This is a genomic window from Rathayibacter sp. VKM Ac-2805 (assembly GCF_009834265.1).
Taxonomy (GTDB): Bacteria; Actinomycetota; Actinomycetes; order Actinomycetales; family Microbacteriaceae; genus Rathayibacter.
The window spans coordinates 3,305,066-3,326,172 of the sequence record NZ_CP047185.1 but is presented as its reverse complement, the minus strand read 5'-3'; the positions used below and the strand labels follow the sequence as shown (position 1 = coordinate 3,326,172).

Here is a 21,107-nt window from a genome sequence, read left to right as displayed (position 1 = left end):
CGAGGGGACGCTCCACTGACCCCTCCGCCGGCGCGCAGGAGCGCCGGGCCAGGACGATCCGTCCGGGAGGAGTCGCCGAGACGCCGACCGGCCGGCGTCCCTCGGAGACCCCTGCGGGGGAGGAGACGGGTCGGTCAGACGCCGCGGAGACCTCCGGGGAGGTCCTCGCCGCGGCTCGCGTCGATGATCAGGAGGCGGGCTGCAGAGGGGGGCCGCGCCGCAGCGCCGCCTGGGGGAAGACGCCCGAGGCGAGGGGGAGCACGTCGCGCAGCTCGAAGGAGGAGCGTCGCGCGGGTCGAGGAGCGGCCACCGGAGTCGGCAGGACCCGCACCAGGCGGGTGACGAGGTGGCTCGTCGTCGCGGCGACCCTGACGAGGAGGGACTCGCCGCGGTGGAGCGCCGCGGTCGTCGCGACGGCGGCGACGAGGTGCGCCGCCCACATCGAGGAGCCGGTCATCCCGCTGTGCGTCATCGCCGCGCTGACGTCGATCACGGCACCGTGGTGCGCGTGCACCATCGGCGCATCGACCGGCCCCGTGAAGGTCCCGATCGTGAAGAGCGTGTGGAACAGGAACTGGCTGACTCCCACCGAGACCGCCAGGCGGACCAGGGAGAGCCTGCGCCCGGCGAGCGCCACGCACACCAGGACCGACAGGACGAGCGGCATCGCGACACCGAGCGGACCCGGGATCTGGCCGCCGCCGGCCACGTGCGAGAACAGTGCGACGAGCGTCGCCACCGTCGCCGCGACGACACCCCGGAGGGTGCGCAGCGGGCGCGACGACGACATCTCCCCAGTGTCGCAGAAGCCTCCTTCCCGGAGGACCGCTCCCGGGCGAGAGGAGCGGCCGGGCGACGGTTCCTCTCAGCGGGCCGCGGAGGCTCCGGGGCGTCACTTCTCGGGCCGGACCACCAGCCCGACGCCGCCGCCGCGCCGCACCGGTTCGGCGACCGCGGTCATCCGGCCGGAGGGGTCGACCTCGATGGCGGCCACCGCCCCGATCTGCGCGGCCGAGGTGAAGGTGTCGCCCGAGGGGACCAGCTGCTGGCCGAAGGGAGCGAGGTCGTCGGCGTACGCCTCGATGAACTCGGGCTCGGCCGAGGTCGTCGCGCCGTTGCGCTGGGAGGCGCGGGGCGCCGCGACCGCCTCGGGGAGCGTCATGCCGAGGTCGATGCGGTTGACCAGGGTCTGCAGGACCGTTGTGATGATCGTGGATCCGCCCGGCGAGCCGACGACGAACCGCACGTCCCCGCCGTCGAGCACGATCGTCGGCGACATCGACGAGCGCGGGCGCTTGCCCGGCTCGATCCGGTTCGGGTCCCCGTCGACGAAGGTGGGGGAGAAGTCGGTCATCTCGTTGTTGAGGAGGAAGCCGCGTCCGGGGACGGTCATCGCCGAGCCGCCGGTCTGCTCGATCGTCAGCGTGTAGGAGGCCGCGTTGCCCCACTTGTCGACGACCGAGAGGTGGGTGGTGGAGAGGTTCTCGGTGTCCGACTCCTCCGCGGCGGGGGCGGTCGCGCATCCGGAGCCGTCGAGAGCGCCGGGCGCGACCGGGCGGACGGAGGCGGTCGCCGGGTCGATCGTGCAGTCCCGCGAGTCCGCGAACTCCTGGCTGAGGAGCGTCTCGGTGGGCACGTCGACGAAGGCCGGGTCGCCGACGTAGGCGCCGCGGTCGGCGAAGGCGCGGGCGGACGCCTCGAGGTAGAGGTGCAGGGCGCTGCCCGTGTCCTCGGCCGCGAGGTCGTGGTTCTCGAGGATGTTGAGGGTCTCGCCGACCGCGATCCCGCCGGAGGAGGAGGGTGCCATCCCGTAGACGTCGAGTCCGCGGTAGGAGACGCGGGTCGGCGCCTGCTCGGCGACCGAGTACGCCGCGAGGTCGGCGGCGGTCATCGTGCCGGCCGGGGCGGGGAGGTCCGACCCCTCGGCGATCCGCGGGTTCTGGACCGTGTCGGCGATCTCGGCGGCCAGCGCGCCCTCGTAGAACGCGTCCGGCCCGTGGACGGCGATGGAGGTCAGCGTCTTCGCGAGGTCGAGGTTGCGGAAGGTGCTGCCCACCTTCGGCGCGTCCCCACCGGGGAGGAAGAGCTCGGCCGTGTCGGGGAACGCCTGGAACCGCTCGAGGTTGTCGAGCGTCTGGTTGCGGAAGGTCTCGTCCACCCGGAAGCCCTTCGCCGCGAGCGCGATAGAGGGCGCCAGCACGACGGGGAGCGGCAGGGTTCCGAAGCGGTCGACCGCGGTGTCCCAGGTCGCCACCGTGCCGGGCACGCCGACCGCGACGCCGGAGGAGACGAGGTCCGGGGTGAACGGGTACGGGGCTCCGGTCGCGGGGTCGAGGAACGCGTCCGAGGTGATGCCGGCCGGCGCTGTCTCGCGTCCGTCGATGGTGCTGACCTCGCCGGAGGCCTTGTCGAAGTAGACGAAGTACCCGCCGCCGCCGATGCCGGCGCTGTAGGGCTCGCTCACGCCGAGGGCGGCGGCCGTGGCGACGGCGGCGTCGGCGGCGTTGCCGCCGCGCTTCAGCACCTCCATTCCCACGCGGCTCGCGTTCGCGTCGACGCTCGAGACCGCTCCGCCGTAGCCCACCTGCGTCGAGGGCGAGATGAGGGGTCCGCCGAGGAAGTCGCGGATCTTCTCGGGCGTGAGCCCGCTGTCCTTCAGGTATCCGGAGACGGGCCTGTCGAGAGCGGACGCCGGTGCGGCACCCGCCACTCCCACTGCGACGACCGCGACCAGCGCGATCGCGATCCTGCGAAGCACGGGTGTCGTGGCCATGGCGTTCCTCCATCGGAACTCAGTGGTGCGCGGTCGGCGATGCGGGTCCCCCCAACCTAGGGGCGGGATGGGGGTGCGGGGTAGGGGGTGTATGCGGAAGCAGGAGGGCGCCACTACCGGCCGTAGCGCGCTCTGCGGAAGGACGCAGCCGTAAAGGAGACGCGCCCCTGAGTGTTCGCGGCGGTAGCTGCGTGCATGGGCCTGTTTGCAATGGAAAGGCCATCTGTCGAAAAACCCAGCGAGTCGTCGTGAAAACCGCCATGCCGAGAGATGAACCATCTTTATTCGTTCTCGTCGCCGACGGCTCCCGCTGAAGAACGGTAGGTGCGCCGTGTGATGGCTGTAGCGCGCCAACACGTTGAGAAGGGGTGCAATTCCGCCGATGAATCTATACGTTGAAGAAGTGCGTCCACATGACTTCGGTCGCAGAGACGTCTCAAGGTGGATCAACGGCTTTGGAGATCAATCGTGTTATATGTCGACATTGCTCGAGTGCTCGTCGGTGCCCTTATCGTTGTCGCGGGAATCATCAAGTATCGGGAGGGGAGCGGACGACTCCAGGCGTCCATCGACTCTTTCAAAATATTGCCGTCACATCTCCTGCCCGTGGCCTCGGCGGTCCTCCCGCCACTCGAGGTCGTCGTAGGCGTGGCAATCATCTTCGGCCTGGGCGTCATGTGGACAACCGCCGGCCTCGGCCTCCTCGCGGCGTACACGTTGGCGATTATCGCAGCTCTGGCGCGACGGATGACGAACGACTGTGGTTGCTTCGGGGCCGTTATGCGGCGCAGATCGAGCCCCGCTCTTGTTGTGCGCAACGCGGTCTTCATGGCGCTGCTAGCACCCAGTCTCTGGTGGGGTGCGAGTGTGAATAGCATGTCATTGAATTTAGCGATGATCGCATGCATCATCGCGTCGTGCGGTTGGCGGCTCGTGCGTGTCGGTCGAGCGGTGACTGACAACGACAGCTACAGAAGCCCGGTCCGATAGTCCCCTAATTCATCAGTGAAGAGAAGAGATGTGAGTGTGAAGATCAATCGACGTACGATTTTCGATGCCGGCGCGGGGGCGATCATCGCGACTCTGTTTCCAGAGATTGCTCGCGCTGACAGCACCACCTCGCCCCTGTCGGTGGCCGGAAGGGAAGCCTGGCAGTGGCAGCCTGATGCGGCCCGCCAGATGACAACAGAAGAGCGCGCCGAATACTCGCGCTACTTCGAAAGCGACCTCCAAGAGGCGGAAGCTCGATTCGGGAGGCGTGCGGATGGTGTCACCAATATGTCGATCACCGATGGTCCGAACGCCGTGATCGCGCTGAGTGATCCCCGAGCGTGATCGGGTCTATGTGCAACATGCTCGGATATCAGGGCGAGGCCGGATTGCGCAGTCGGCTGTCACCATCGTGGATGTGGTCACGGCCGACAGCACTGCTGTGATCGCCGCGTCTGGAAAGACCGCTTACACCGCCACTGAAAGTGGTGTTGTGCGTGCTGCTTGCGGATCTGGAACTCATTCCTGCCGCACGTGTCGAGAATTCGACGTAGGGAAGGTCTTCACTTGCTGCGGACCCTGTGTCTTCACAGGGAATCTTCCCGCCTTCGTGGCTTGTGCAATGATCTTCTGTTCAGTGTGCATGTCGCAGAACTGTCGCGGCTGGGTCTACGCATGCTGCTCCAACTGACTCCGAAGCCACCGAAACGAAGTCATCTGCGATGAACGAGCAACGTGCACCTCGAAACGCATCGAAGAGGCTGCGGATCCTTTCTTCGGCGGGCTTGTTCGGTGTTGCGATTCTGACGTTCGGGTATCACCAGACGGGAGCATTCCCGCGTCATCCTGGAATCGCGGTCGTAATGGGCGTCTTGTGGCTGGCTTGGCTGTCGGCGGTCCTCGTGAGCCTTTATGCCAAGATCCCGGACAGGTGGATCCTCTCTTTCAGGATCTTGACCGGCTGCAGCTTCGCTGCCGCGGGGGTGTGCTATCTATTTCTCTGACAGGACTCGCTGCGGAGACCGGCATCGCAGGCGGAGGATGGCGACCCGGCCTCCCCAAGGGCGCCGACGGCACGTCGGGGCCTGCGCGAGGATGCGAGGTGCGACGCGGACATCGCGACTGCCGTCGCTGGGCAGGCCGATGGCGCGGTGTATCCCAGTCGACGGCGATGTCGATCGGATTATGAGGTGGTGCGGGATGATCATCGGTCGGCTCGTCGCCTCGATCAGACCGTCCCCCTCTTGACAGTCGAGCGAAGTAAGTGTTCGATCAGTCACATGCCTTCACTCTCCTCCCGCTCCACCGCCGAGGCGCAGCGCGAGCGGATCACCGCGGCGGCGCTCCACGTGTTCGCGCGCACCGGCTACGCCGCGACTCCGATCACCGAGGTCGCGGCCGAGGCCGGCGTCTCGCCCGCCTACGTCTTCCGCCTGTTCCCGGGCAAGCTCGGCGTCTTCGTCGCCGCGGTCGACCGCTGCTACGAGCAGGTGGCGTCCACGCTCGCGGCGGCGGGGGAGGCTTCGCCCTCCTCGGACCCGGCCGACCGGCTCGAGGCGATGACCGTCGCCTACATCGACCTGATCGCCGACCGTGACCTGATCATGCTGCAGTCGCAGGCGCAGAGCGCGTGCGAGGTCCCCGAGATCCGCGAGGCAGTGCGCCGCGGGATCTCCTCGGTCGTCCGAACGGTCACCGTCGTCTCCGGAGCCGACGGCCCGGCCGTGCAGCGCTTCGTCGCCTACGGGCAGCTCTGCCACCTGATCGTGCAGACCGACCTCGGCGGCGTCGACTCCGAGTGGGCCCGCATCGTCTCCGACGGCATCCGGCACCGCGACTGAGTCCGCGGTCCTCTCGTCTGCCCTCTTCTCCTTCCCCTCCTCCTTCTCCTCCTCTTCACCACCCTCCCCTTTCATGTCCGCGTTTGTGACTGTCCAGTCACTCACGACAACCTCCAGGAGCCCCTCATGTCCACCACCCTTCCCCGCACCACCACCCGCGTCGTCCTCCCCGGGATCGTCGAGCCGTCCGGACTGCTCCTCGAGCAGGCACCGGTCGAGCCGCCGACGGCCGGCGAGCTGCTCGTCGCCGTCGAGGCCACCGGCATCTCGTTCGCCGAGCAGTCGATGCGCCGCGGCCGCTACTTCGCCCAGCCGCCGTTCCCCTTCACGCCCGGCTACGACCTCGTCGGCCGGGTCCTCGCGGTCGGCCCCGGCGGCGACGCGTCGCTCGAGGGCCGCCGGGTCGCCGCCCTCACCAAGACCGGCGGTTGGACGGGTCACGCCCGCGTCGCCGCCCGCGACTGCGTTCTCGTCCCCGACGGAGTCGCGTCCGAGGACGCCGAGGCCGTCGTGGTCAACGGAGTGACGGCGTGGCAGATGCTGCACCGCTCGGCCCGGGTCTCCCGCGGCGACACGATCCTCCTGTTCGGCGCGAACGGCGGAGTCGGCGGCCTCGTGCACCGCCTCGCCCGCCTCGAGGGGATCCGCGTGATCGGCGCCGCCTCGCCCCGCCACCACGAGGCCCTCCGAGCGGCCGGAGTGGAGCCCGTCGACTACGCCGATCCCGACCTCGCCGCTCGCGTGCGCGAGCTCACTCCCGGCGGAGTGCAGGCCGTCTTCGACAACGTCGGCGGAGGGACGACCCGGCTGGCGTGGTCGCTGCTCGCGCCCGGCGGCACCCTCGTCGCGTACGCGATCGTCAGCGCGAGCACCGGGAGCATCTGGCCCCCGTTCCTCCGCCAGCTCGCGCGGATCCAGGCCTACCAGCTGGCCCCCAACGGCCGGCGCGCGGCCTTCTACGACCTCTGGGCGGGCCACTCGATGCGCCCCGCGCGCTTCCGTGCGCGGCTCGAGGAGGACCTCGGCCGCGTGCTCGGACTCCTCGCCGACGGCTCGCTGACGGCCAACATCGCCGCCCGCTTCCCGCTCACCGGGATCGTCGAGGCGATGGAGCTCGCCGAGTCCCGGACGCTCGACGGCAAGGTGATCCTGCTGCCATGAGCGGGGTGCGTCCGGGCGGAGGGTGATTCCGGCGCGGAGGCGCCCGGGCGGCGAGCAGGGGAGAATGGCGCGGTGGACACGGGACTGGTCGAGGTGCTGAAGGCGCTGGGCAATCCCACGCGACTGCAGATCATGGAGTGGCTCCGCTCTCCCGAGGCGTCGTTCAGCGAGTTCGAGCCGATCGCCGACCGCGCCGAGTTCGGGGTCTGCGTCACGCATCTCGCCGCGAAGAGCGGTCTCGCGCAGTCGACCATCTCGTCGTACATGGGATCCCTGGAGCGCGCGGGCCTCGTCCGCTCGACGCGCGTCGGGAAGTACACCCACTACCGGAGGAGCGACCCCGACGTCGACGGGCTCCTGAAGCGGCTCGGAGCCTCGATCTAGCGACATATCGCGAATCGTCGATATGATCGGCCGCATGACCGATGCTTTCGAGGCCGCTCCCGCTCGCCGTGCTCTGCTCGTCCACGCCCATCCCGAGGAGCGGTCCTTCTCCTCGGCGCAGGCGGACGCGGTCCTCGAGCAGCTGAGGGCCGACGGCATGGAGGTGCGTCGGCTCGACTTGTACGCCGAGGGCCGGGACCCGGTGCTGCACCGCGACCAGTTCGCGTCCGGCTCCGGCTACTTCAAGCCGCAGGCGCAGCAGATGACCGCGGTCCTCGAGAAGACGCTCGGGGAGCCCGTCGCGAGCGATCTCGACGAGCTGCTGCAGGCGGATCTCCTGGTGCTCTCGTTCCCCCTGTGGTGGTTCTCGATGCCGGCGATCATGAAGGGCTGGATCGACCGGGTCTTCGTGATGGGCGCGACGTTCGGAGGCGAGCACGGCGTCTTCGCCGAGGGCGGCCTGCGCGGCAGGAGCGCGATGCTCCTGCTGACGACGGGCGGCGGCGAAGCGGCCTTCGCGCCCGGCGCCGCCGACGGCTACGGCGACCTGCAGTCGTTCCTCTTCCACATCCATCGCGGGATGCTCGAGTTCGTCGGGTACGACGTCCTGCCCCCGGTGGTCACCTACGGTCCCGCCCGCCTCGACGCGGCCGTACGCGAGGAGGCCCTGCGGCGCGCTCGAGCGCAGGCGTCCGCATCGACGGCCCGGCTGCGCGGCGCCTAGCATCCGTCGCGCGCCCGGCAGGAGTCAGCTGCCCGATCGAAGTGCCGCCACGAGCTGCCGCAGTTCAGACGCGTGGTCCCGCTTCCACTCGCGGAACGCCGGAGTCGTGCTCGAATCCTCGGATACGGGGACGTACTCCACGACGGCCACCTCGAGGACGGTGGCGAGCACGTCGTCGTCCGGCTCCGTCGACGTGCCGGCGACGGCGACCGTCGCGGTGTGATCGATGCCTGCTCCGGAGAGGGTGATCCTCCACAGCTGGATCGGGCCGTCGGGAGTCCGGGTCGCGTCACCGGTCCTCGAGTGGACGACCTCGGTGACGACTCCGCCCACCGTGCGCTGCATGGCCCGAGCGTACTCAGCGGATCCGCGCGCGGCCGAGCGTCTCGGACGGCCGACCGCCGATGCCGCGCCGGGACCCCGATGGCCGTCCGGTCGCGACGCCTCCCCTGCCATCATTGCCCTCGCACTCGACGCTCTTCGGAAAGGCTGGACATGGCAGAGAACCGATCGTGGACGGGATGCGTGTTCATCGGCACGAGTCTCGACGGCTTCATCGCGCGACCGGGCGGAGACCTCGACTGGCTCACCGATCCCGCCCCGCGACCTCACACCGCGGAGGCGACGGCCCACCCCGCGCTCATCTGGGAAACGTTCTTCCCGACGATCGACACCCTCGTCATGGGGCGCTCCACCTACGAGACGGTCCTCGGCTTCGACGCCTGGCCGTTCGAGGGGAAGCGGGTCGTCGTGCTGAGCACCACGATCGAGGCGGACGGCAGAGTGGAGGTGGCTCACTCCGTCGAGGAGGCGGCGCTGCTGCTCGACGCCGGAGCGGCAGACCGCGTCTACATCGACGGAGGCCGCACCATCCAGGCGTTCCTGAGGGCGGGCCTCGTCGACGAGCTGACCGTCTCGATCGCTCCCGTGCTGATCGGACAGGGTCACCGCCTCTTCGGCGACCTCACCGGCGACGTGCTCCTCACTCTCCGAGGCCATCACAGCAGCGAGGGGGACGGGCTCCTCCGGGTCACCTACGACGTGCGACCCCGCTAGATCGACGGCGTCCGCCTCCCGGCCGCGCTCAGTCCCGCGACCGGCTCGCGTGCGCGCGGGCCTTCATCCGGTTGCCGCACGTCGCCATCGAGCACCACTTGGCGGTGCCGGGGCGGCTGCGGTCGAGGAGGAAGAGGTTGCACTCGTCGTTCGCACAGGCGTGGAGCCGCCCGGGGAACCGGGCGTTCACAGCGGACCAGGCGAGGACCGCCTGCACCGCGAGGCGATCCGGCTCGGGAGCGCTCAGCTCCCACACGACGCCTTCACCGGTGACGCGCGGGGTGCGCACGGCGTGCGCGACCAGGTCCGCGAGCTCCGCGACGGATTCGGGCGCGCCCGAGCGCACGACCGCTTGGAGCGCGTCGCGGGCACGGCGCAGCTGCTCGAGCTCGTCCTCGGTGCCGACTCCGCCCCACCGCCGGGCGAGCTCGCGACCGGCCGCGTCGCCGAGGTCGTCCGTCGGCCGTCCGTCCACCACGGGCGCGCTGTTCAGCACCGCCAGGAGCAGCTCCTCGTCCCGATCCATCGTTCCCCGTCCTCCCGCGCCGTGCGGCCCGTTCGATCCATGCTAGCGTCCGACTAACCAGTAAATCTACTTTAAGGGGTTAGCCATGGTCGTCGTCCATCACCGCACCGTGTCCGTCGACGGACTCGACGTCTTCTGGCGCGAGGCCGGGCCCGTCGACGCGCCCGTCCTCCTGCTGCTGCACGGGTACCCGAGCAGCTCGCACATGTTCCGCCACCTCCTCCCCGCCCTCGCCGGCCACTACCGCGTCATCGCCCCCGACCACATCGGCTTCGGGCGCTCGTCCGCGCCCTCCATCGAGGACTTCGACTACACGTTCGCCGCCCTGACCGCGGTGACCGGCCGCTTCCTCGAGACCATCGGGGTGACCCGGTACACGATCTACGTCCAGGACTACGGCGCCCCCGTCGGCTGGCGCCTCGCCCTCACCGATCCGTCCGCGGTCGTCGCCGTGATCTCGCAGAACGGCAACGCCTACGAGGAGGGCTTCGTGCCCGGCTTCTGGGACCCGATCTGGGCCGACGCCGCCGAGCGGACCGCCGGGACGCGCGACGCCCTCCGGCCGGCTCTCGGCCGGGAGGCCGTCGAATGGCAGTACACCCACGGTGTCCCCGACACCACCACCGTCGATCCGGACGCCTGGGAGCACGACCTCGCGCTCCTCGCCCGCCCCGGCCAGGACGACGTGCAGCTGGCGCTCTTCCGCGACTACGCCACGAACCGCGAGCTCTATCCCGCCGTGCACGCCTGGATCCGCGAGTCCGGAGTCCCCGTCCTCGCCGTCTGGGGCCGGAACGACGAGATCTTCGCCCCCGCCGGCGCCCAGGCGTTCCTCCGCGACGCCCCTCACGCGCGCATCGAGCTCGTCGACGGCGGTCACTTCCTGCTCGAGTCCCACCTCGACCGCGTCGTCGGTGCGATCACGGACTGGCTCGGCCGCGAGTGACGGTCCCGTGAGCCGGGCGGGCCCGCTGGTTCGGCCTCGCGGGAGCGGCCACGGACGCCTGCTCCTGCTGCCGGCAACCGCGCCGACGTCGGCGCAGCCGGGTCGCGATCCCGACCCGCTGCGCCCGGCGAGCCCCTCCTGCCCGGCGCCCCTCAGCGGCTGAGGAGGGCGACGAGGTCGGTCGCGATGCGGTGCTCGACGTCGGCCGGGACGGGCTGCACGGCGGCGTCGAGGTCCGCGGTGACGACAGCGGCGAGGCTCCGGGCCTGCAGGGTCAGGCCGAGGTCCATCGCCTGGATCGGGTTGCCGCCGGCCGCGGTGAGGTTGATCATCCGGCCGTTCTCGAGGCGGACGATCTGCTTGCCGTTCTTCAGGCGGATGCCCTGCCGGCGCTGTCCGTCGGCGAACTCGGTGGTCGACTCCGTGGCGGCCGCGAGGGCGTCCTCGTCGATCTCCCACGGGAAGTGGCCGACGCCGGCGATCACGGCGCCGTCGGCGAACGCGTCGATCTCCGCCGCGCCGATGACGCCGGGTGCGCCGGTGGCGGTGAAGACGAACTGCGCGTCCGAGAGGACGTCGGCGACGGGTCCGACGCGGTGGCCGCGGAGGATCGCCTGCAGCGAGCGGATCGGGTCGACGTCGGCGACGGAGACCCGGGCTCCGAGCTGCGCGAGGGTGTCGGCGACTCCGCGTCCGCACGGGCCGTAGCCGACGACCGCGGCGCGGGTGCCCGGGATCATGAGGTTCGTGGCGTTCATGAAGCCCTGGACGACGCTCTGGCCGACCCCGTACTCGTTCTCGACGATCAGCTTGAGGGGCGAGTCGTTGATGACGACGACCGGTCGCGAGAGGGTCGCGCTGTTCTCCCGCAGGCGGATGCCGCCGGTGGTGGTCTCCTCGGTGCCGCCGAGGTAGTGGTCCGGGACGCCCGACTTGATCAGGCGGAGGGTGAGGTCGGCGCCGTTGTCGAGGGTGAGGTCGGGGTCGTGCTCGAGCACCTCCTCGATGTTGCGGAGGTGCTCCGCCTCGCCGTCGCTCTGCTTCGTGTGCACGTGCACGCCGAGGGCGCGGAGGTCGTCGGCGACGTCGTCCTTCGTGGTTCCGGGCGAGCCCGTCAGAGCGATGTCCATCCCGGCCTCGACGAGGAGCGACACGAGGGCAGCGGTCTTGGGCTCGACGTGGAGGCAGATCGCCAGCTTCTTCCTGGAGAGCACCGGAGCAAGCTCCCGGACGGCCTGCGCGGTGAGGGGCATGTGGTCGAGAGCCCAGCGGCTCGCCGGGTGGGAGAGGGAGGAGGTCATGGCGGGTCCTGTCTGGAGTGGGTAGGTGCGTGCGTCGAGTGGGGGCGTCGTGTCGCCGGCGGCGCGGGAGTCGCGTCAGGGCGCTCGGCCCCCGGCGGGCTGCCGCCGCGCCCGGCGTCGCGCGTGCGTCGAGTGCGCGGTCCTGCACGCGACGTCCTGAGGAGGCCGATCGCCGGGGAATGCCGCGAGGCCTCGCGCGGGGCTGATCTCCGTGCGACGGAGCCTGAGGTGCATCTCCTCACGCTGGGCCGAGGTCGGCACTGCTCGGATCGTCGTCGGTGAGGACACCAGCCCAGTCTGTCGACCCGGACGCGCCCTCGCTCGGATGATCGTGCTCGGCGGCAGCACCTCGGGAGAGGTCGACCTGTCGTGCGGTGACGTCCCGCGGATCGACAGGCGCGCCGCGTCCGCTCACCCTCCGGTGACTGGGCGAGGGGCGTCGAAGGAGGGAGAGGACACGACGTGGATCGCGCGAAGCCGGAACCACGCGAATGCTGGGTCGCGAGCGCGGCCCGACGATGCGCCACCGCTACCCTGACGCCATGCGCCGCAGCCTCGACGACCCTCTTCGGAACCGCGTCCGCACCGGCTCTCCGTCCGTCGCGTCCGCCTGATGGAGCGGCGACGGACGGACCGCTCGGAGCCGGTTCGCGAGTTCCGGCCCTCGAGGGCCCGGCAGAAGAACGAGTCGCGACGGCTGAGGCCCGTCGCCGTCCTCCCCGCGCTGGTCCTGCTGGCGGGGAGCGTCTGGGGAGTCGTCGTCGCCGACGACCGCGGTGCCGCGCTGGCCGTCTACCTCGGGCTGTTCGGCTTCGCCACCGTGGTGGCTCTGGTGATCGTCGGAGTGCTGGCGCTTCGCAACCGGCGGTTCCTCGCCACCGCGTCGCTCCGGATCTCGGACCGGGCGATCGAGTGCACAGACGCTCGAGGCAGGGTCGTGACTTTCGAGCGCGCCGACCCGTCGGTGAAGGCGCTGCTCGCGTGGGTGCCCGCCGGCCCCAACAGTGAGGGGATCAATCTCCCCCCGTCGCTGATCCTGTTCCTGTCGGACGGGAGCCGGTCGCTGCGGCTCCGCGGGGCGGACTGGGAGATCGAGGATCTGCGGGCCGTCGTCGCCGCCGTGACGACGCCGCTCTTGCCGGCGGCGCGTGGCGTGCACACCGGTAGCCGGAGCGTGTGGGCGCGCCTGACCGGAGCCGCTCGTCGGCAGGAGATCGAGGCGCCGCCCGCCGCGGAGAAGACGCTCAGCCCCTCCGAGATCAACGAGCTGATCCCCGGGACGATGAGCTTCCGCGAGACCCGTCCGCTGACGTTCGCCCTCCTGATCGGGTTCGGCTCGGTGGCTCTCGTGCTGGGCGTCGTCGTCGGAGTCGCCTTCGTGGTGGTGCCCGGGTAGCGGTGGGGGTCAGCGGCCGCGCCGTGGACCGCTGGGCGGGAGACGCGGGCGACAGGCCCACGCTCCCGACCGGCGACCTCTCCGGGGCGATCCTGTCGGCGCCCTAGGCTCCACGCATGACACTCACCGAGGACTCCGGTTGGATCTGGTTCGGACTCGCGATCGTCACCGCCGGTCTCGCCGAGCAGAAGGGCCGCTCGCGCTGGCGCTGGTTCGTGCTGGGGCTGCTGCTCGGGCCGATCGCGACGGCCCTCGTCGTGCTGTGGGCGCGTCCTGAGGGCGGAGTGGCGACGGATGTGCGCTGGAACTTCGCGATCGGCGCCGGCGTCGCCACGGCGGCGCTCGTCCTCGTCGCCGTGACATCGGCCCTCTGGCTGCTGCTCATCCCGGCGGCGATCGCGGCGCTCGCCGCCGGGCTGCTCGCCTGGCTGAGCCGCCGCGTCCCCTACGAGCACCTGCCCCGCTGACGACCGCCGGCTGGTCGAGCCTCGGAACTCGAGATCTCGCGGCCCGCAGCGCCCCGAAAGACCTGCCCGACGACAGGCCCGGTGACAGGCCCTCTCGCGGGACGGCCGAACGGCTGATCCGCCGAGGACCGCGTGAACCTGAGTCGCCTCCCGTCTAGCGGAGACGGGAGCTCTCACCGTCGAGGTCGATGAGGTCCTGTCCGCCACTCGCCGCCGCCCCACCCAGCTCGACATCCCCCTCCGGATACGCATCGTGCGAGAAGCACAGCCGCACGCCCGCCGCCTCCACCCGCTCGAGCATCGCGGACGTCCGCTCGTGCGCCCGCGCGTCGTCGCTGATGAACCGCGGCAGCCGGCGCAGCCGCGCCGACCAGCCCAGGAACTCCCGTCCCCAGGCCGCGTCCCCCGCGACCAGTACGCGACCCTCGACGAGCGCCCCCAGGTGACCGCGTGCGTGCCCCGGGAGCGGCACCACGAGCAGCGATCCGTCGCCGAACAGGTCCAATCCGGTCAGCCCCTTGATCGTCGTCACGGGCTGCTCGTCCGCCACGATCCCGGCCCCGAACCACGGCGGCAGCAGCGCGCGGAAGATGCCCTCGCGCACCCGGTTCCGCCGCACGGAGGCGACCTGGCCCGACGACAGCACGAACGTCGCGTCCGGGAACCAGCGCACGCCGCCCACGTGGTCCGGGTGCAGGTGCGTGAGCACCACGAACTCCACGTCGGCCGGGGTCAGGCCGAGGGCGAGCAGCCGCTGGTCGACGGTCTCGTCGTCCGGCACCGTCGCGGGCAGGATGCGCTCGTACAGCCGTCCGACGAGGCCCGTTCCGCGGAACGTCGGCGGGTAGCCCGTGTCCACGAGCACCCGCCGGCCGCTCGCGTGCGTGTAGAGGAAGACGTTCGAGGGGAAGACGCGGCGGGGGAGCCCCTTCCCGCGGAACACCCGGGACAGCGGGAAGACGGTGCTCCCGCACGCCATCACCTGCAGCGACGACTCAGCCACGCGTCCCCCTCAGGTGCTCGCCGACCCGGCGGATGCCCTCGGCCAGCGGCACGGTCGGCTCGTAGCCGAGCTCGGTCCGCGCCCGCGAGATGTCGAGGGTCTGCGCGTAGGCGAGGGTCGCCACGGTGTAGCGGGTGAACGGCGGCTCGCGGCCGGGCAGCAGCCGGTACACGCGCTCCAGGATCTCGGCGAGCGCGGTCAGCACGCGCAGGTCCACCCGGATGAAGCGCGGCTCCTCGCCCATCGCGGCGAAGAAGCGCTCGAGCAGGTCGCCGAGCGGAGCGGGCTCGCCGTTGGTGATGTTGTAGACGCCGCCGTCGGCCACGGGAGCGTCGGCCGCGAGGACCAGCGCGTGCGCGGCGTTCTCGACGCAGGTGATGTCGACGGGGTTCCGGCCGCCGTCGAAGAGGGGGATGCCGCGGCGGCGGCTCGCGGCGACGAAGCGGGGGAGGAGGCTGGGGTCGCCGACGCCGATCAGGCCGCGGGGGCGCAGGATCACGAGCTCGGGGATCCGGCCGGAGCGGTGCGCCTCCTGCAGCAGCCGCTCGGCCTCGATCTTGCTGCGGATGTAGAGGCTCATCCGGCTGCCGGTGTCGACCTCCTCCTCCCGCACCAGGTACTGGTGGCGCCGGGCGGAGTAGATGCTCGGCGAGGAGACGAAGACGAAGCGGCGGATCCCGCAGCGCTCGGCCAGCGCGATCATCGCCTCCGTCCCCGCGACGTTCGCGCGCTCGAACTCGCTCCACGTGCCCCACGGGCTCGAGAGCGCCGCGGCGTGCACGAGCACGTCGGCGTCGACGTCCGTCGCGCCCAGCTCGGCGAGGTCGGCGCGGAGGACCGTGGCGCCCTCCTCCTCCAGCCGCGCCAGCGCCTCGGGGGCGCGACCGGTGGCGAGCACGTCGTCGCCCGCGGCCAGGAACTCGCGCACCGCGTAGCCGCCGAGGAAGCCCGTCGCCCCGGTGATCAGCACGCGGCGCCGGCGCTCAGCGGACATCGACGACCTCCAGCCCGCGCTTGCGGCCCCAGTACCAGAGCAGGATCCCGAGGTATCCGAGCGCCTTGCCCTTCCGGATCGACATCAGCACGACCGCGCGCGTGTCGAGCACCGCCTCGCTCCGCCCGATCACCTGGCAGACCTTGAGGTGCAGCTCCAGGTCCTCGTCGGTGTCGTCGATGCTCGAGCGCGGGAAGCCGTCGACCTGGAGGTACAGCGCGGCGTCGATCGCGAGGTTGCACCCGGCGGCCATGAACATCCGGTACCGCTGGCCGCGGCGGCGGTAGAAGACGGCCGGCGCGTGCTCCATCAGGCGGATCAGCGCGGTGCCGAGCACGCCGTCGTACCAGCGGTAGACGGCTTCGTCCCGCCGCGGGGACAGGCGGCCGCCGACGAAGCGGGCGCCGCCGCGGAGGTCGGCCTTCAGGCGCGCCACCCAGTCGGCGTTCGGCAGGCAGTCGGCGTCGGTGCGGGCGACGGCCGACGCGCCCTCGGCGATCGCGTGGCGGAAGCCGGTGTCGGAGGCGGCTCCCGTGCCCTTCTGCGCCTCGTCGATCACGGCGACCTGGCGCTCCGGGCGCCGACGGCGGAACTCCTCGATCACGGCGCGCGAGCCGTCGGTGCTGCCGTTGTCGACGAGCAGGAGGGTGAAGTCAGGATCGGTCTGGCGGGCGAGCGCGTCGAGGGCGCCGCCGAGCAGCTTCTCCTCGTCGAGGAAGGGCACGACCACCCAGAAACCGCGCGCGTCCATCCGTCCCCCGCTCCGGGACCATGGTGTCGGCGGGGGCCCGTGCCGTCAAACCGCGCCGACACGGCACGAAGAAGTGCAGAGGCGCGCTATACAGGGATTCGCTCCGCACGTCCCGGGGCAGGAAGGGGCCCGCGTGCCCGACCTCCTCCCGCTCCGCATCCTCGGCACGGGTGAAGCGCTGCCCGAGCGGATCGTCACGACCGCCGAGGTCGCCGCGCTCTGCGGCCTGCCCGCCGACGAGGCCGAGCGCCGCTCCGGCGTGCGCACCCGCCACTGGGTCACCGACGACGAGGACCCGCTGGAGCTCGGCCTGCTCGCCGCCCGCCGGGCGCTCGCGGCGGCCGGGCTCGACACGGTCGACGTGGTGCTCAACGCCTCGGGCACTCAGCTGCAGGCGATCCCGGACGGAGGCGCGCTGCTCGCGGCGGGACTCGGCCTCGACGACGTCTCGGCGTACAGCGTCGGCGCCACCTGCCTGTCGTTCCTCTTCGCTCTGCAGGAGGCGGGGTTCCTCCTCGCCACGGGTCGCGCCGACACCGTGCTCATCGTCTCGACCGACTGCGGCAGCCGCGGCATCGACCCGGGCCAGCCCGAGAGCGCCCTGCTCTTCGGCGACGCGGCCGCCGCCGTCGTGATCGGGCGCGCCGAGACTCCGGGCCAGGGCCTGGTCACCACGCACTTCCGCACCCGCCCGAGCGGTGTGCGCCACGCGGAGCTGCGCGGCTTCGGCTCGCGGATCCGCATCGAGGAGGCGCCCGACCGGCTCGCCGACTTCCGCTTCGACATGCAGGGCAAGGCGCTGCTCGTCGACGCGCTGCGGCACTTCCCGGCGTTCCTCGAGGAGGTGCGGCCGGGCCTCTCGAGCGGGCTCCCCGGCATCGACCGGGTGGTCCCGCACCAGACCAGCGCGGCCGGGCTCGAGGGCATGGCCCGCCTCTGGGGTCGCGACCGGATGACGATCACGCTCGGCGAGGTCGGCAACACGATCGGCAGCGCGATCCCGCTGGCCCTGCACCGCTCGCGCGTGCGGCCGGGGGAGTCGGTGCTGCTGGTGGGCACGGGCGCGGGCACGCACTACGGCGCGGTGGTCCTGCAGGCGTGAGCGGCGGCGCCTAGCCGAGGAGCGAGAGGGCCGAGAGCCCGAGGAACGGCGCCATCACCACGAGGCAGACCGCGGCGGAGCGACCGAACCCGTGGGAGGAGTCCCGCCCACCGACCAGACGGGCGAGCAACCCCGTGACCAGCGGCGGGAGCAGGAACAGCAGCAGCCACGGAGCCAGGACCTCCGCGCCTGACGCCGTCCAGTCGGGCTGGTCGTCGCGGTCGAGCGGGGGGAGCCGCACGAGGAGGAGCGTGGCCGTGAGGACGATCGCGGGGAGGACCGACAGGCAGGTGAGCGTGATCGCGGTGAACCTCGCCCCGTCGTCCCGGGAGTACCGGGCACGGTCGGGGTCGGGCGCAGGCCCCCGATCAGTGTCCTCGTCCCAGCCCGGACTGCTGAATCGGATGCGTCCCATGAGGCGATCATGCCGTTCCGGAGCGGGGCCCCGGCCCGGCCGACGGAACCTCCGTCATCCCCGCCGTTCGACCAGTGCCCGCAGCGCGTCGCGGACGAACCGGGCGCCGGCGACTCCGCCGTAGTGCGCCGCGAACCGCTCGTCGTCGACGTACATCTCGCCGAGCCCGAGCAGGTACTCGTCGCTCGGGCCGCCGGTCGCGTCGCGGGGCGTGCCCGGCACCTCGGCGAGCCAGGCGCGGTGCCGCTCGGCCAGCGCGAGCGCCTCCTCCCCGGTCGGATCCGCCCCGCTCGCCGCCGCGGCGATCCACGCGTCGGCGAGGTCCGCCTGCCGCCGCTGCCACTGCTCGCGGTCCTCCGCGCTCATCGAGCGCCACCAGCGGTCGCCGACGGCGTACGCCGGGGCACCCCAGCGGCGCTCCACCTCCTCGCGGTGCTCCGCGTGGTCGAACCCGTCGAACATCTCCTCGGCCATCGGCCCGTTCCCTTCTCTCATCGTGGTGATCGTCCCGGCGACCGCCCGGATGCGGCGGTCGAGCCGTCGGCTCTCCTCCTGGAGCACGTCGAGGTGCCGCTCGAGAGCGGCCACCGGCTCCGCGTCGCGCCGCAGGATCCGCCCGATCTCGGGCAGCCCGAGACCGAGGTCGCGCAGCAGCAGGATCCGCTGCAGCGTCACGAGCGCGGCGCCGTCGTAGTAGCGGTAGCCGTTCGCGCCCACCCGGCTCGGCGGCAGCAGCCCCTCGGCCCCGTAATGCCGCAGCGTCCTGCTGGTCGTGCCGGCCAGCCGCGCCACCTGGTGCACGGTCCACTCCTGCTCCACAGCGCCCTCCGTCTCCGCGTCGCCGGGGACTCCGGCGGCGATGGAAGCGACGGTACGGGTTGACGCGACGTCAACGTCAAGCGGCGGGGACGGATCCGCTAACGGGCGCCGATCCTGCGCGTTCCCACCCGGAGGACGAGCTCGGTCACCGGCACCGCGGCGATCGAGCAGCAGGCCGCGGGCACCACGGTCAGCAGCGTGACGACGGCGTCCGTCCCGTCGCCCGCGTCAGTCCACGCCGCGATCGAGACCACGATCCAGGCGATCGCGAGGATGCAGACCGTAGAAGCGGTCCAGAGGACCGGCCAGGGCGCGCGACCCCGTCCCGCGGAGTAGGGGAGCCCGCCGACGGCCGCCGTCACGGCGGTCGCCAGAAGCGCTCGGGCCAGCGGGAGGAGCAGATCGCCGGCGTCCCGGCCGGTGTCGAGGGAGGACAGGGCGAACAGGACCGAGGTCGTCGCGAGCGAGAGGACGCCGGCGACGGCGACGAGCGTCAGCAGGGTCCGGATCAGGAGCCTCACCGGTCGCGTCCGGCGAGGAACGCGCCGCGCTCCTCCAGCAGCAGCCGCAGGTGCCGGTCGAGCACCAGCCGCTCCGCGATCCGCCCGAGGACGCCGAGCGGGGCGGAGTACTCGAGCCGGTCGATCATCACGGAGCCGGAGCCGGAGCCGTCGGACTCGAAGCGGTGCTCGTGCCGGAAGGTCGCGAAGGGCCCGCGGGTCTGCTCGTCGACGAAGGAGTGCGGGGCGTCGAGCGCGGCGACGGTGCTGGTCAGCCGGAGCGGGACGCCGAAGTGCCGGGCGCTCCAGGTCACGTGCTCGCCGAGCCCGATCAGCCCGGTGGTCGTCCCGGACACCGCGCGCTCGCGAGCGCCGGCCTGCGAGGCGGTGTGCAGGTCGATGTCGCGCGCCCGGTCGAACATCTCGGCGGCCGGGCGGGCGGAGCGGGTCACGACCTGGAGGAGCACGGTGTCGATCCTGCCCGCCGCGCCTGCAGCCGGCCGCGGACGCGCCGGTCCGCCCGCCTCACCAGCTCGTCACCACGGTCCGCGTGATCACCCAGCCCTCGTCGCGGCGGACGAGGCGGCTCGTCAGCTGGAGCCGCCAGGTCGCGTGCAGGCGGCCGATGGTCGCCTCGGTGATGGTGCGGGAGGTGAGCACCGGGTGCGCGGCGCCGCCCGAGAGGGCGCTCTCGACGTGGTCGATCTCGTGGTACTCCTTGCGCGCCTCGTCGATGTCGGCGAGCCACTCCTCCCGCGACTGCACCATGCCCGTCGGGTGCTCGATCACGAAGCGCTCGTCGAGCAGCGCCTCGAGCGCGGGCAGGTCCACCAGCTCCAGCGCGTCGAAGAGGGCGGCGTGCACCGCGGTCGGGCCGTCGTCCTCCAGCTCGTCGCCCCTGCCGGCGGTCCCGTCGCCGCTCATGCCGGCGGTCCCGTCGTCGCGCGGCGGACGAGCTGCGTCGGCAGCTGCACGTGCAGCGAGCGCGGCTCGCGCCCGGCCATCAGGGCGATCAGCATCTCGGCGGCGGTCGCTCCGAGCGTCTGCATCGGCTGGCGGACGGTGGTCAGCGGCGGATCGAAGCGAGCGGCCTCGGGCACGTCGTCGAAGCCGATCACCGACAGGTCGTGGGGCACGGCGAGGCCAAGGTGCGCGGCGGTCTCGATGATCGCCAGCGCCGAGACGTCGTTGGCGGCGAAGACCGCGGTCGGCCGGTCGGGCAGCGACAGGAGCGAGGAGGCGGGCCGCCGGGCGGTGTCGCGGTGGTAGTTGCCCACCCGCAGCAGGCGCTCGTCGAAGGCGATGCCGGCCTCCGCCAGCGCCGCCCGGTAGCCGGCCTCGCGCAGCCGCGCCGAGCGCAGGTCGCCGCGACCCGCGACGAAGCCGATGCGGCGGTGCCCGAGGGCGACGAGGTGGCGGGTGGCGAGCAGGGCGCCGCCGAAGTTGTCGGACTCGACGGTCGGCAGGTCGGCGCGGCCGGTGTGCGGGTCCACGGCGACGAGCGGGATGTCGGAGGGCGCGCTCACCACGCTCGGCGTGACCATGATCGCCCCGTCGATGAGGGTGCCGCTGAGCCGGCTGAGCGAGCGCCGCTCCCAGTCCTCCTGCTCGCCCTCGTGGGAGCCCGAGTAGGCGAGCAGGTCGAACCGCGACTCCGCCAGCACCGACCCCACGCCCTTCAGGATCTCGGCGCTGAACGGCTCGAACCCCGCGACGAGCACGCCGATCACGCCCGTGCGCCGGGAGCGCATGCTGCTCGCGACGAGGCTCGACTCGTAGCCGAGCTCGCGCACGACCTCGAGCACGCGGGTGGCGGTGGAGGGGGCGATGCCGTAGCGGCCGTTCACGGCCTTGGACACCGTCGCCACCGAGACGCCGGCGGCAGCGGCGACGTCGTGGATGGTCGGTCGGGTGGTCATGTGGCCGACTGTAACCCGTGCTTCGAAAACCATTTCGAA

General features: G+C 71.8%; 24 protein-coding genes. 10 read left to right on the top strand and 14 right to left on the bottom strand.

Features of this window, described 5'->3' with window-relative positions; translation table 11 throughout:
• Nucleotides 1-187: 187 nt before the first annotated feature.
• Together GSU40_RS15565 and ggt are read right to left on the bottom strand one after the other, a co-directional pair.
• Nucleotides 188-790: a hypothetical protein gene (locus GSU40_RS15565; protein WP_104353296.1), complete on the bottom strand. Its 603-nt coding sequence runs from the start codon at nucleotides 788-790 to the stop codon at nucleotides 188-190.
• A gap of 102 nt (nucleotides 791-892) precedes the next feature.
• The gene (ggt, locus tag GSU40_RS15560; protein ID WP_160035736.1) at nucleotides 893-2,773 is read right to left on the bottom strand and encodes a gamma-glutamyltransferase; all 1,881 of its coding nucleotides are present in this window, start codon (nucleotides 2,771-2,773) and stop codon (nucleotides 893-895) included.
• Nucleotides 2,774-3,793: 1,020 nt separating this feature from the next.
• On the opposite strand from ggt, the gene GSU40_RS15550 reads away from it, so the two are divergent.
• The 5 genes from GSU40_RS15550 (at nucleotide 3,794) to GSU40_RS15530 (ending at nucleotide 7,873) form a co-directional block, all read left to right on the top strand.
• Nucleotides 3,794-4,108: a hypothetical protein gene (locus GSU40_RS15550; protein ID WP_160035732.1), complete on the top strand. Its 315-nt coding sequence runs from the start codon at nucleotides 3,794-3,796 to the stop codon at nucleotides 4,106-4,108.
• Nucleotides 4,109-5,043: 935 nt separating this feature from the next.
• Entirely contained in the window at nucleotides 5,044-5,604 is a 561-nt protein-coding gene (locus GSU40_RS15545; protein ID WP_160035730.1) for a TetR/AcrR family transcriptional regulator, read from the top strand.
• Nucleotides 5,605-5,730: 126 nt separating this feature from the next.
• Complete coding sequence (locus GSU40_RS15540) at nucleotides 5,731-6,765, top strand: medium chain dehydrogenase/reductase family protein (RefSeq protein WP_160035728.1); 1,035 nt, start codon at nucleotides 5,731-5,733, stop codon at nucleotides 6,763-6,765.
• Nucleotides 6,766-6,837: 72 nt separating this feature from the next.
• Nucleotides 6,838-7,149, top strand: a complete 312-nt coding sequence (locus tag GSU40_RS15535; RefSeq protein ID WP_244229511.1) for a metalloregulator ArsR/SmtB family transcription factor — start codon at nucleotides 6,838-6,840, stop codon at nucleotides 7,147-7,149.
• 34 nt (nucleotides 7,150-7,183) lie between these two features.
• The gene (locus GSU40_RS15530) at nucleotides 7,184-7,873 is read left to right on the top strand and encodes an NAD(P)H-dependent oxidoreductase (protein WP_160035726.1); all 690 of its coding nucleotides are present in this window, start codon (nucleotides 7,184-7,186) and stop codon (nucleotides 7,871-7,873) included.
• A gap of 24 nt (nucleotides 7,874-7,897) precedes the next feature.
• Here GSU40_RS15530 and GSU40_RS15525 read toward each other — a convergent pair whose 3' ends face one another.
• Nucleotides 7,898-8,218 (bottom strand): hypothetical protein, encoded by a 321-nt coding sequence (locus GSU40_RS15525; protein ID WP_160035724.1) that lies wholly within the window; start codon nucleotides 8,216-8,218, stop codon nucleotides 7,898-7,900.
• A 150-nt stretch (nucleotides 8,219-8,368) separates the two neighbouring features.
• Between GSU40_RS15525 and GSU40_RS15520 the strand changes: the two genes are divergently transcribed.
• The gene (locus GSU40_RS15520) at nucleotides 8,369-8,929 is read left to right on the top strand and encodes a dihydrofolate reductase family protein (protein ID WP_104319554.1); all 561 of its coding nucleotides are present in this window, start codon (nucleotides 8,369-8,371) and stop codon (nucleotides 8,927-8,929) included.
• Between the two features lie 28 nt (nucleotides 8,930-8,957).
• On the opposite strand, the gene GSU40_RS15515 is transcribed toward GSU40_RS15520, so the two are convergent.
• A complete protein-coding gene (locus GSU40_RS15515; RefSeq protein ID WP_160035722.1) occupies nucleotides 8,958-9,455 on the bottom strand; it encodes a CGNR zinc finger domain-containing protein in 498 nt (165 codons plus the stop codon).
• A gap of 85 nt (nucleotides 9,456-9,540) precedes the next feature.
• Between GSU40_RS15515 and GSU40_RS15510 the strand changes: the two genes are divergently transcribed.
• The gene (locus GSU40_RS15510) at nucleotides 9,541-10,401 is read left to right on the top strand and encodes an alpha/beta hydrolase (protein ID WP_160035720.1); all 861 of its coding nucleotides are present in this window, start codon (nucleotides 9,541-9,543) and stop codon (nucleotides 10,399-10,401) included.
• Nucleotides 10,402-10,553: 152 nt separating this feature from the next.
• Here GSU40_RS15510 and GSU40_RS15505 read toward each other — a convergent pair whose 3' ends face one another.
• The gene (locus GSU40_RS15505; protein WP_160035718.1) at nucleotides 10,554-11,702 is read right to left on the bottom strand and encodes an adenosylhomocysteinase; all 1,149 of its coding nucleotides are present in this window, start codon (nucleotides 11,700-11,702) and stop codon (nucleotides 10,554-10,556) included.
• A 613-nt stretch (nucleotides 11,703-12,315) separates the two neighbouring features.
• Between GSU40_RS15505 and GSU40_RS15500 the strand changes: the two genes are divergently transcribed.
• Together GSU40_RS15500 and GSU40_RS15495 are read left to right on the top strand one after the other, a co-directional pair.
• On the top strand, nucleotides 12,316-13,098 hold the full coding sequence (locus tag GSU40_RS15500; protein ID WP_160035716.1) for a hypothetical protein: 783 nt from the start codon (nucleotides 12,316-12,318) through the stop codon (nucleotides 13,096-13,098).
• 116 nt (nucleotides 13,099-13,214) lie between these two features.
• Complete coding sequence (locus GSU40_RS15495; RefSeq protein ID WP_160035714.1) at nucleotides 13,215-13,565, top strand: hypothetical protein; 351 nt, start codon at nucleotides 13,215-13,217, stop codon at nucleotides 13,563-13,565.
• Nucleotides 13,566-13,719: 154 nt separating this feature from the next.
• On the opposite strand, the gene GSU40_RS15490 is transcribed toward GSU40_RS15495, so the two are convergent.
• The 3 genes from GSU40_RS15490 to GSU40_RS15480 are packed head-to-tail and all read right to left on the bottom strand — an operon-like array spanning nucleotide 13,720 to nucleotide 16,313.
• The gene (locus GSU40_RS15490; protein WP_160035712.1) at nucleotides 13,720-14,568 is read right to left on the bottom strand and encodes an MBL fold metallo-hydrolase; all 849 of its coding nucleotides are present in this window, start codon (nucleotides 14,566-14,568) and stop codon (nucleotides 13,720-13,722) included.
• Nucleotides 14,561-15,562: an NAD(P)-dependent oxidoreductase gene (locus GSU40_RS15485; RefSeq protein ID WP_160035710.1), complete on the bottom strand. Its 1,002-nt coding sequence runs from the start codon at nucleotides 15,560-15,562 to the stop codon at nucleotides 14,561-14,563. The genes GSU40_RS15490 and GSU40_RS15485 overlap by 8 nt, the downstream gene beginning before the upstream one ends.
• Nucleotides 15,552-16,313 (bottom strand): glycosyltransferase family A protein, encoded by a 762-nt coding sequence (locus GSU40_RS15480; RefSeq protein ID WP_160035708.1) that lies wholly within the window; start codon nucleotides 16,311-16,313, stop codon nucleotides 15,552-15,554. The genes GSU40_RS15485 and GSU40_RS15480 overlap by 11 nt, the downstream gene beginning before the upstream one ends.
• A 133-nt stretch (nucleotides 16,314-16,446) precedes the next feature.
• Between GSU40_RS15480 and GSU40_RS15475 the strand changes: the two genes are divergently transcribed.
• Nucleotides 16,447-17,415 (top strand): 3-oxoacyl-[acyl-carrier-protein] synthase III C-terminal domain-containing protein, encoded by a 969-nt coding sequence (locus tag GSU40_RS15475; protein WP_160035706.1) that lies wholly within the window; start codon nucleotides 16,447-16,449, stop codon nucleotides 17,413-17,415.
• A 10-nt stretch (nucleotides 17,416-17,425) separates the two neighbouring features.
• Here the strand turns inward: GSU40_RS15475 and GSU40_RS15470 are convergent, their stop codons facing one another.
• The 6 genes from GSU40_RS15470 to GSU40_RS15445 form a co-directional block, all read right to left on the bottom strand.
• A complete protein-coding gene (locus GSU40_RS15470) occupies nucleotides 17,426-17,830 on the bottom strand; it encodes a hypothetical protein (RefSeq protein ID WP_160035704.1) in 405 nt (134 codons plus the stop codon).
• 54 nt (nucleotides 17,831-17,884) lie between these two features.
• The gene (locus tag GSU40_RS15465) at nucleotides 17,885-18,649 is read right to left on the bottom strand and encodes a MerR family transcriptional regulator (RefSeq protein WP_160035702.1); all 765 of its coding nucleotides are present in this window, start codon (nucleotides 18,647-18,649) and stop codon (nucleotides 17,885-17,887) included.
• Between the two features lie 98 nt (nucleotides 18,650-18,747).
• Nucleotides 18,748-19,170, bottom strand: coding sequence for a hypothetical protein (locus GSU40_RS15460; RefSeq protein ID WP_160035700.1), 423 nt, complete (start codon nucleotides 19,168-19,170; stop codon nucleotides 18,748-18,750).
• Entirely contained in the window at nucleotides 19,167-19,616 is a 450-nt protein-coding gene (locus GSU40_RS15455; RefSeq protein ID WP_244229510.1) for an SRPBCC family protein, read from the bottom strand. Before GSU40_RS15455 ends, GSU40_RS15460 begins: the two co-directional genes overlap by 4 nt.
• 58 nt (nucleotides 19,617-19,674) lie before the next feature.
• Nucleotides 19,675-20,073, bottom strand: a complete 399-nt coding sequence (locus GSU40_RS15450) for a nuclear transport factor 2 family protein (protein WP_160035698.1) — start codon at nucleotides 20,071-20,073, stop codon at nucleotides 19,675-19,677.
• Nucleotides 20,070-21,068: a LacI family DNA-binding transcriptional regulator gene (locus GSU40_RS15445; RefSeq protein ID WP_160035696.1), complete on the bottom strand. Its 999-nt coding sequence runs from the start codon at nucleotides 21,066-21,068 to the stop codon at nucleotides 20,070-20,072. The genes GSU40_RS15450 and GSU40_RS15445 overlap by 4 nt, the downstream gene beginning before the upstream one ends.
• Nucleotides 21,069-21,107 lie beyond the last annotated feature (39 nt).